Below are 9,815 nucleotides of genomic sequence, written 5' to 3'. Positions count from 1 at the left end.
GAGCCATCCTCGCGCTGCTCGGCTGGTCGGCGCGACCGCCTTCAGGCCCGCGGCTCCGCCTGCGGCTCGCCGTCGGGCTCGAATCCTCCCCCCGGAGCCATCCTCGCGCTGCTCGGCTGGTCGGCGCGACCGCCTTCAGGCCCGCGGCTCCGCCTGCGGCTCGCCGTCGGGCTCGAATCCTCCCCCCGGAGCCATCCTCGCGTTGCTCGGCTGGTCGGCGCGACCGCCTTCAGGCCCGCGGCTCCAGCCTGCGCGATGGGGCCGTGGACGGCTGACCGAGGGGTGGGCGCTGACGGCCAACGCCGTGCCCGCCACCCTCGACCGCGACGACGGACTCCGGCGCGCCTGTCCCAGCCCCTGGCGCCCAGCTCCCAGCATCGAGCCCCCAGCATCCAGCCCCCAGCCCCGTGGAACCCGCGGACCGCCCGCGTCCCCGTTGGCGGTGCCGTTCGGCACACGCGCATCGGGTGGGGCCCTTCGCCTCGAGCCCTGCGCCCTGCGTCCTCAGCCTGGTTGGGTGAGCCTGACGGCCTGAGCCCAGAGCCGACCACCGTCGCACGCGAACAGACTGGCCGCCACGCCGCCGCGGGCTTACTCTCTTCATGGCTGAGGCCGGCGCGCCGATGTCTCGGACGGGTCGGTCCGGACACGCGCACGGCCACGACGACAGGTGATTCCACGTGCACTTACTGATCGCAGACGATGACGAGGCCGTACGGGTGCTGCTCGAGCGCCTGCTGCAACGCCATCGCCAGTGCACGGTCAGCCATGCCGCCAACGGCATCGAGGCCGTGGCGCGACTCGATGACGAGGTCTGTGACGGCGTGGTGCTCGACCTCGACATGCCGCTGATGGGCGGCATCGAGGTGCTGCAGGCCATCCGCACCAACCCCCGCCACCGCGCGCTGCCCGTCGCGATGCTGACCGCCTCGCGCGATGCCGCGGCGGTGCGCGACATCCTCGCCCTGGGCGTGCAGGGCTACATCATCAAGCCGCTCCGTGCCGGTCCTGCCGTGGACAAGCTGCTGGCCTTCGTCGACAACCTCGCCCCAGACCTCGGCGAGGACGACCACGACCTCCGGCTGACCCTGGCCCCCGAACCGCGCCTGCTCATCGCCGACGGTGACGAAGACATGACGCAGTTCATCACCGGGCTGCTCTCGCACCGCTTCGATATCGAGGTCGCCACCAGCGGGGCGCACGCCGTGCAGCTCGCCGTGGCCCGACGCCCCGACGTGGTCGTCCTTGGACAGCGCCTCGATACGCTCACCGCCGAACGGACGCTCGACGTCCTGCGACGCCAGCCCTCGCTGACGTCAGTGCCCGTCCTGGCCCTCGGCGACACCGGCCTCGCGGCCTCGCAGGTGCTCGGACAGGTCCCCCGGACCTTCGTGGCCGACCGCTTCCTCGCGGCCTTCGACGCACTCGTGCCGCGGACCGGGGCGACGACGATGGCGAGGCAGTGGCGACAACCGCTGATCGCCGCGACGGCCCGCGTCTGCGATCAGCAGCTGGGCCTGCAGGTGGCCCCGACCGCCTCCCCGACGCGGCACGACGACGCCGGGGCGCCTGGCGTGGCGGTCCGGTTGACGGGGCCAGGGGGCGACGTGGAGATCGGGCTGCGCGTGCCGGATGGCGCCGCGACGGCCCTCGCCGAGGTGCTGGCGACGCGGCCGGCACCAGCGGCCGGCACCCATCCGCTCGAACCGCTGCTTCGAGCGATCGGACAGCAGCTGGCGACCACGCTCGCCGAACGGCGGGAGGCGGTCAACCTCGCCTCGGACCTCCGTCCCTGGGATGGCACCACGACCGACGACCAGCAGCTCATCGTGCTCGCCACGGACCGCGTGGACCTGAGCCTCGTGCTGATGATCCGGGACGTCAGCGCGCCTCGGGCGGATTGATCACGGCCTGCACGCTCGCGTCCGCAAGGTTGTCGGCCGTGACCATGATGACGCCCGTGTCCACCACCTTCGGCACCGCCTTGCCCTGCAGGTGCTCCACGAGGGTCTTCACGCTCAGGTACCCCATGTTGACGGGGTGCTGGGCGACGAAGCCGTGGATCTCGCCACGCTGCAGCGGACCGACGAAGCTGGAGCTGTAGTCGAAGCCGACGAACGTCACCACGCCGGCCTTGCCGATGTCCTGCAGGGCAAGCAGCATGCCTCCGGTCGACGACTCGTTCGGCGTGTAGATGCCGGTGACGCGATCACCGAAGCGGTTGAGCAGGTTCTCGGCGGCCCGCTTGGCCGTGTCGCGCGTCGGTCCGGCGTATTGGTCCGACGAGATCACCTCCACCGCGGGGAACTCCTCGCGCAGCGCGTCGAGGAAGCCCTGCTCGCGTTCCTCCGTGGCGGCCGACCCCTCCTGGTACCGCAGCATCAGCACGACGCCCTTGCCGCCGAGCAACTCGCCCATGCGACGGCCTGCCAGCCGTCCGCCCTTGCCGTTGTCGGTGCTCACATAGCTGATGGTGGGGTTCGGCGTGGCCAGCGCCGAGTCGAAGATCACCGTCGGAATGCCGGCAGCAAAGGCCTCCTCCACCGGGCGCCGCAGCGCACTGCTGTCGAGCGGCGACAACACGAGCCCCGCGAGGCCCTGGCTGATGAAGCCTTCGACGACCTGCACCTGCTGCTCGCGATCGTCCTCGCGGAGCGGTCCCTTCCAGATCACCTCGACCGCCGTGCCGGCGGCGGTGAACTCTGCTGCCGCCTTCTCCGCGCCGACCTTCACGCGCTTCCAGTGCTCGTGCGTGGACCCCTTGGGGACCACGCCGATCGTCAGCACGGCGGGCCTGGACGAGCCCCCGCCGCCACACCCGGCGAGCACCCCCATCATCACCATCGTCGCCGTCCACCACCCTGCGTGCTGCATCGTCGTCTGCCCCCGTTGGACGTGCTGGAGATCGTCCCATGATGGGACGCATTCGAAAGCCGGCACAGCGTGATTTCCTGCTGTAGACTGCGCTCTCCGGTGCCGGATCTTTCCTTGTGTTCTCTCGGCCGTGCTCACCCGCGCCGGGATGCCCTCCCCGAGATCCGGCACCGGTTTTTCGTGACGTTCACCCGGCCGACTCCAGCTGCCGGAGGAACGCCGATGTGCGCCGCAGGCCTTCCACCAGCACCGCTTCGTTGTTCGCGTAGCCGATGCGCACGGTGCCTTCGACCTCGAAGGCGCTGCCGGGCGTGAACAGCACCCCCGTGGTCTCGAGCAGGCGCAGGCAGAACTCCTGCGACGGCAGGTCCGGCGCATAGCGCAGCAGCGCGGTGGTCCCCGCCGCCGGCTTGACGTACGTGATGGCCGGCTCCGACGCCACCCAGCAATCGAGAATCTCCAGGTTCGCGCGCACGATGGCGCGACTGCGCGCCAGGATCGCGTCGCTGTGTTCGAGGGCGAGGGCCGCCAGCAGGTCGTCGATCATGCCCATGCTGATCGTGGTGTAGTCGCGATGCACCTCCACGGCCCGCAGCAGGTCGGTGGACGCGCAGATCCAGCCGAGGCGGAGGCCCGCCAGCGAGAACGCCTTGGACATGCTGCCGACGGCAATGCCCTTCGCGTAGAGATCGGCGATCGACGGCGGCAGCACGTCTCCCTCCTGCGAGGCCCCGCGGTAGACCTCGTCGGCCACCAGCCACGCGTCCGCCATCTCGGCCAGCCCGATCAGCCCTTCGAGGGTCTCGCCATCCAGCACGGCCCCGGTCGGGTTGTTCGGATTGGTCAGCGCGATGGCCTTCGTGGACGGCGTCAGGAGTCGTCGCAACTCGTCGAGATCCAGCCGATAGCCTGCCTCGGCCCGCAACGGCAGGCACACGACGTCGGCGCCGAGGCTTTCGGGAATCGACACGTGCTGCTGGTACGTCGGGACGATGGAGATGACCCGATCGCCGGGCTCGATCAGCGCGGCGTAGACCAGCGCATTGGCGCCGGCGGCGCCGTGGGTCAGCAGTACCTCCCCCGGCGCGCGAGACGCATAGAGCCGGGCGATCGCCGTCCGCAGTCGCGCACTGCCTTCGATGGCGCCGTAGGTCAGCTTCAGGGGCCGCACCTCGGCGAGGAACGTGTCGGTCGCCCCGGTCATCTCGAGCAGTTGCGCCACCGTGAGCGATTCGACGCAGGTCTCGGCGAGATTGAGCTCGCACCGCGTCTCGTGCGCGTTCATCCACTGTTCGACGGCGAACGGGGCAATCTGCATGGCGACACTCTAAACCAGCGCGCCTCTGCCCGGCTCCTCCGATATGCTGCGGCGGCGACATGGCGCTCGGACTCCAGCACGGCACGGTGCGTGTGGTGCCGCACGACCCCGCCTGGATCGTGGTGGCCCGGCACGCCTGCGCGGCCGTCGCCGCGGCCGGGGTGGACCTGCTGCTCGACGTGCAGCACATCGGCAGCACGGCGGTGCCGGACCTGGCGGCCAAACCGATCGTCGACCTCGCGGCCGCCCTCGTCCCCACCGCGTCGATCGCCACGCTCGTGCCGCGCCTCGCCGCGCTCGGGTACGCCTGTCGTGGCGAGCGGATCGACGCCGGCGACCATCTCTTCGTGCTCGATGCGCCGCCCGACGTTCGGCTCGTGCATCTGCACGTGGTCGGCGCCGACAGCCTCGCGTGGCAGCAGTACCTGCAGGTCCGCGATCGCCTGCGCGCCGATGCGCCAGCCAGGGCGCGCTACGAGGCCGTGAAGGTGGCCCTCGCCCGGCAGTATCCGGACGACCGGGAGGCGTACACCCGCGGCAAGGTCGATCTGGTGCGGGCCCTGCTCTCGCCCCCGTGACGGACGCTGCGGGATTTCCCACGCACCGGCGGGTGTTTCCGCGCCGCCGCGCGACCATCCGACGACGTGCCGCGGCAGCGTGCCGGACCCGGTGGGCACGATCGTTGCGAGCAAGGCCAGCGTCATGCGCACCGAAGACCAGTCCGATGTCATCGCGTTCCTCGGCGATCCCGCGACGCACGGCGGACACGACGTCGAGCGCATCGAGACCCACGGCTCCATCGTCTTCCTCGCGGGGCAGCACGCCTGGAAGCTCAAAAGGGCCGTGCGCTACGACTACATGGACTTCTCGACCGTCGAACGACGACGGCTCATGTGCGAGGGCGAACTGCGCCTGAACCGTCGCATCGCCCCGACCCTGTACCACGCCGTCGTGCCGGTCACGCGCGAAGACGACGGGCGCCTGGCGATCAGCGGGCATGGCGAGGTGGTGGACTGGCTGGTGGCGATGCAGCGCTTCGATCAGGAGGCCCTGTTCGACCGGCTGGCCTCGCGCAACGCCCTCGATCCGGGGCTGATGGCACCACTGGGACGCGCCGTCGCGCGCCTGCATGCCCAGGCGACGCCTCGACAGGACCGCGGCGGTGCCGACAACATGGCCTGGGTCATCGACGGGAACGCGTCAGGTCTGCGCGAGTTCGCCGCCGACATCGTCCAGGAGGCGGACATCCGCCGCTGGACCGACGCCGCGCGTGCGCGCCTCGCCGTCGACACACCACGACTGGAGCGGCGTCGGCGCGACGGCAGGGTCCGCTACTGCCACGGCGACCTGCATCTCCGCAATGTGGTGGTGCTGCCCGAGGGACCGACGCTGTTCGACGGCATCGAGTTCAACGAGGCCCTGTCGTGCATCGACGTGGGCTACGACCTCGCGTTCCTGCTGATGGATCTCTGGCGGCGCGACCTGCGATGGCACGCCAACGCCGTCTGGAATGCGTGGCTCGGCGAGCTGGACGACCTCGATGCCGTGCCGTTGCTGCCACTCTTCCTGTCCTGCCGCGCCGCCGTGCGCGCCAAGACCAGCGCGACGGCCGCGGCGATGCAGCCCGACGGGCCAGGACGGGTGGACCTCCGTGCGCTGACCCATGGCTACCTGGCACTCGCGCAACGCCTCCTGGCGCCTCAGCCCGCCCGCATCGTCGCCATCGGGGGGCTGTCGGGAACCGGCAAGAGCACGCTCGCGCGCAGGCTCGCGCCGCACGTCGGAGCCGTGCCGGGAGCCGTCCTGGTGCGCACCGACGAAGTGCGCAAGCGACTGTTCGGGGTGCATCCGCTGACGCATCTCGGCGCCGATGCCTACACGCCGGCGATCTCGAGCGTCGTGTACGCCACTGTCGCCCAGCGTGCCGGCGTCGTCGTCGCAGGCGGACACGGGGTGGTGGTCGACGGGGTGTGTGCGAGGCAGGAGGAACGCGACGCGATCGCGGGGATCGCCGTCGACGGCGGGGTGCCCTTCACGGGCCTGTGGCTCGAGGCGCCGGAGTCGGTCCGCCTGTCGCGAGCCGTGGAACGCGGGCCGGACGCCTCGGACGCCGATGCCACCGTCGTGCGGCGGCAGGGCGGTCTGACCACGGGCGTCATCACGTGGCATCGACTGGATGCCACGCGGACGCCCGCGCAACTGTTGGCCGACGCGCTGAAGCGGCTCTGAGCGTGGCCGCTCAGGCGCGCCAGCTGCGCGGTACCGTGCTCAACCGCCGCGCCGGGCTCCAGACCTCGCCGCACCCGTCGCATCGCCAGTAGCTGTTGGCGGTGATGGTCTTCGACGTCGCCACGATGCTCGAGGACGCACACGAGGGGCAGCGGTGCGGCTGGTCGTCCTTCTGGTCGGCCAGCGACTGTGCGCGGGGGCGGCTGAGGTGAGCGACGGGATACTCGAAGGCAGGGCTGCGCATGACACAGTCTCTCAGGCCGGATGGGCCACGTCTGTTCCAGGTTGCACACCCCGGCCGAGCAGCGCCAGGGCGTGGGCATGGGCGCGGCGGAAGTAGGGGCCGATGTCGCCGTCGGGGCGCCGCAGTTCGAGCATCACCCAGCCGTCGAAGTCGGCATCGGTCAGCGACGACGCGATCGCGGCCCAGTCGATCGTGCCCTCCCCGAGCGGCAGGTGGTCGTCGAAGCGTCCGTGGTTGTCGTTGGCGTGGACGTGGACGAGCCGGCCGGCACTGACGTCCATGAAGCGGCGCCACCACCCGGCCAGCGCCACATGGCCCGTATCGAGGCAAACCCGGAGGCGCGGCGGCGCGTGCTGCAGGATCCACGCGAACTCGTCCGGACGTCCACCCACCAGATGTGGCAGCGGTGACTCGAGCGCGAGGACCAGCCCCTCGCGGTCGCAGGCCGCAGTCAAGGGGACCAGGCTCTGCACGCAGTCGTGCAGCCGCGCCTCGATGTCGGCCGGCTCACGCAGGCGATCGCTCGGGTGGACGACGACCACATGCCCGCCGAGCGACTTCAGCGCGCGCGCCGCGACGAGGATGGCGCCAACCGTCGCGTGACGATGCTGCGGATTCGGGTCGGCGAGGTCCAGCAGTCCGCCGAAGGGGGCATGAATCGACACGGCGTGCAGGGCCGCCCTCGTCAGGCTGGAGGCCAGGGCGGTCACCTGGGATGCCTCCCAGGGGCTGAAGTGCCGTGGCGGCGTCCCCAGTTCGAGGCCGCGGGCGCCACTGTCCCGCAGGGCCTCGACGACGGCGGTGATCGGGAGATCCGTACACGCGCCGGTGGAGATGCCGATCGACCATGTCACGACAACCCGCCTTCGATGCGGCGCAGCAGTCGGTCGCGTTCGGTGCGCAGGTCGCGTGTGCAGACCACGCCCGGACACAGGCCCTTCTCCTGCGATGACACGCAGTTGAAGTCGATCAGGTGGTCGAGGCCCGTGGCGATCAGCCCGGCGAAGACCCGAACGTCGAACTCGGCCCGCGAGGCCGGATCCATGAATCGCCAGTGATCACCCCACTGGTGATCCTCGCGATAGGTGGCCGCGACGAGCGTGGCCACCTGCCGAGCCGCCCAGCCACGGGCGATCAGGCCGCGCGTGACGTGCTGCAGGTACTCCGGGCGCAGCAGCAGGTCATTGGGCTGTCGGAGGGCCAGGGTCACGCAGGGGGGCAGGGAGGTCGCCGAGAGCGCCGGCGGCGGAGTGGCGCCTGCCGGCTCGTGATGGAAGCGGCGATGGAACAGGCCGAGTGGCGATCCTTCGTAGGCGTCGCACACCTGTGCGAGCCCGCGTGTCATGTCCGGCAGCGTCGTGTCGCTCGACGGGGCCAGCGCGATGGCGGCGTCGAGGTCGCGGCCACGGGCCATCAGTTCGGCGAGCGTCTGGTCCGTGCGAGGCACGACCACCAGGAGATCGCCGCCACCGGTCCCGCGCCCGAAGATGTCCGGGCGGAACTGGTGCCAGCGGTACGTCGAGAACGGGACGCGCATGTGGCGCACGTCCAGGGGATCGCCGACGTGCGAGATGTCGATCGAGATGCACTCGCGCCCCGAGACGCCGCCACCGACGACCGTCCCGTTCAGCACCACGGGGATCGGGCTGCGACGCTCGGCGACGGCGAGGATCTCCTGGGCGAGGAACTCGGTCAGGACGCCGAGTCCGGCCGACGCCCGCGCCGTCCGCGCGGTGATGGCCGGCGCGAGCGCGTGGCCTGCGAACCAGGGAGGCGGCTCGGGCAGGAGGGCGGCCAGGCGATCCACCAGCAGGTCGTCGATCGGGACGCGCCCGACGAAGTGGTAGCCCCGCCCCGTCATCGACACCTGCGCCGGAAGGCCATAGAGCGCGAACACCCGGAGCACCGAGATGTAGGTCGGCTCGAGTTTCAGGAAGACGTCTGCAGGCGCGGTGAACGGCTCCCACGGGTGATCGACGTTCTGGTAGTCGAGATCCAGAAGGAAGACGAGACTCTCGCGGTCCCACAGCGATCGCGACACGTCCCCCTCGGCCACGACCTCGTCGATCTGCTCGGCCGGCACCTGGGCGGCACGACGCCAGAGCACGGGAGGCCGCTCGGTGCCGCGCAGCACGGCGAGGTAGCGAGCCGTCGGCGCGTCTTCCCCGCTCGCCCCACAGAACTCGCGCAGCCGGCGGCGGACGTGCACGTCGCGACGGTACGCGTCCAGCTTGTCGGCGATCCGCGGGTGTGGTGGTGCCGTCGTCAGCATGGGCCGCACCTCAGGCGGGAGCGCCGGTCAGGACCTCGACATCGGCCGAGACGGTCAACGTGGTCGAGGCGAGCATCCGGGAGACCGGCGCGGTGCGGCGCGCGTGTTGGCAGAGGGCGGTGACGACGGCTGGAGTCACACCGCTCGCCACGGTGATGCACGCCCGGACTCCGACGGCAGGGCGGGCGTCCTCCCTGACCGTCAACGCCGCGGAGGCGACGTAGCCCAGCACCGCCACGCGCGCATCGAGCGCGGCGGTCAGGAACGTCTGCATGACGCTGGCCGAGACGGCCGCCGCCAGCAGATCCTCTGGCGCCCAGGGCTCGCCGGTCCCGATGTGGAGTCGCGCGCCTGAGGGCGCGCTGCAGGTGGCCGCACCACCCGAATCCCACACGATCTCGACCATGGCCGCCTCCGCACAACTGTCGCTGCCCTGCCCCGTCCACCGACGTCGTACGCACGTTCGCTGCCATCCACGCTGTGCCGTGCAGGCCCACGTGCGCGGCTTCCGCACGCACGATCGACGGGCGGCGCGGAGTATTTCGCGGAGAGGTGCGAGATCCGCCCCAGCGGCCGCGGCGGATCTGTGCAATCGACGACAGCGTCGGCGGGCACCGGTCGTGCACGCTCGATGAGAGAGACGCCTCGCCGAGGCGTCCAGTCGTTGGGAGGGACGCCTCGCCGAGGCGTCCGCGCACGAAAGGACAGACGCATGCGCGCAGCTGACGTGATGGACACGCGGGTGGCCGTGGCTGACGCGTGCACCGGTGCCGACCAGGCCTGGGACCACATGCGCACGCACGATCTCCAGGCGCTCGTGGTCACCGAGCGCGACCGCATCCTGGGTGTGGTCACGCGCGCACGACTGGACGGCACCC

9 protein-coding genes are annotated in these 9,815 nt (G+C 71.1%); 3 read left to right on the top strand and 6 right to left on the bottom strand.

The genetic code is table 11. From position 1 onward, the window contains the following. The first annotated feature begins 680 nt into the window (after window positions 1–680). On the top strand, window positions 681–1,904 hold the full coding sequence (locus tag Q0C41_RS26945) for a response regulator (RefSeq protein WP_291989329.1): 1,224 nt from the start codon (window positions 681–683) through the stop codon (window positions 1,902–1,904). On the opposite strand, the gene Q0C41_RS26940 is transcribed toward Q0C41_RS26945, so the two are convergent. Further along, window positions 1,882–2,874 carry a substrate-binding domain-containing protein gene (locus tag Q0C41_RS26940; RefSeq protein ID WP_291989327.1) on the bottom strand — a complete coding sequence of 331 codons (993 nt, stop codon included), beginning with the start codon at window positions 2,872–2,874 and terminating at the stop codon, window positions 1,882–1,884. The genes Q0C41_RS26945 and Q0C41_RS26940 overlap by 23 nt on opposite strands. Before the next feature lie 187 nt (window positions 2,875–3,061). Further along, window positions 3,062–4,192 carry an aminotransferase gene (locus tag Q0C41_RS26935; protein ID WP_291989325.1) on the bottom strand — a complete coding sequence of 377 codons (1,131 nt, stop codon included), beginning with the start codon at window positions 4,190–4,192 and terminating at the stop codon, window positions 3,062–3,064. A 59-nt stretch (window positions 4,193–4,251) separates the two neighbouring features. On the opposite strand from Q0C41_RS26935, the gene Q0C41_RS26930 reads away from it, so the two are divergent. Further along, a complete protein-coding gene (locus Q0C41_RS26930) occupies window positions 4,252–4,770 on the top strand; it encodes a GrpB family protein (protein ID WP_291989323.1) in 519 nt (172 codons plus the stop codon). 124 nt (window positions 4,771–4,894) lie between these two features. Beyond that, window positions 4,895–6,421 (top strand): AAA family ATPase, encoded by a 1,527-nt coding sequence (locus Q0C41_RS26925; RefSeq protein WP_291989321.1) that lies wholly within the window; start codon window positions 4,895–4,897, stop codon window positions 6,419–6,421. A 10-nt stretch (window positions 6,422–6,431) separates the two neighbouring features. Here Q0C41_RS26925 and Q0C41_RS26920 read toward each other — a convergent pair whose 3' ends face one another. The 4 genes from Q0C41_RS26920 to Q0C41_RS26905 are packed head-to-tail and all read right to left on the bottom strand — an operon-like array spanning window position 6,432 to window position 9,343. Next, a complete protein-coding gene (locus Q0C41_RS26920) occupies window positions 6,432–6,665 on the bottom strand; it encodes a hypothetical protein (RefSeq protein WP_291989319.1) in 234 nt (77 codons plus the stop codon). Window positions 6,666–6,676: 11 nt separating this feature from the next. Next, window positions 6,677–7,519 carry a sugar phosphate isomerase/epimerase gene (locus tag Q0C41_RS26915; protein ID WP_291989317.1) on the bottom strand — a complete coding sequence of 281 codons (843 nt, stop codon included), beginning with the start codon at window positions 7,517–7,519 and terminating at the stop codon, window positions 6,677–6,679. After that, complete coding sequence (locus Q0C41_RS26910) at window positions 7,516–8,937, bottom strand: hypothetical protein (RefSeq protein WP_291989315.1); 1,422 nt, start codon at window positions 8,935–8,937, stop codon at window positions 7,516–7,518. The genes Q0C41_RS26915 and Q0C41_RS26910 overlap by 4 nt, the downstream gene beginning before the upstream one ends. Before the next feature lie 10 nt (window positions 8,938–8,947). Beyond that, window positions 8,948–9,343: an OsmC family protein gene (locus tag Q0C41_RS26905; protein ID WP_291989313.1), complete on the bottom strand. Its 396-nt coding sequence runs from the start codon at window positions 9,341–9,343 to the stop codon at window positions 8,948–8,950. Window positions 9,344–9,815 lie beyond the last annotated feature (472 nt).

The organism is Luteitalea sp. (assembly GCF_022842525.1).
In the GTDB taxonomy this organism is placed as follows: domain Bacteria; phylum Acidobacteriota; class Vicinamibacteria; order Vicinamibacterales; family Vicinamibacteraceae; genus Luteitalea.
The sequence above is the reverse complement of the archived record's forward strand: the minus strand, read 5'-3'. Positions and strand labels throughout refer to the sequence as shown.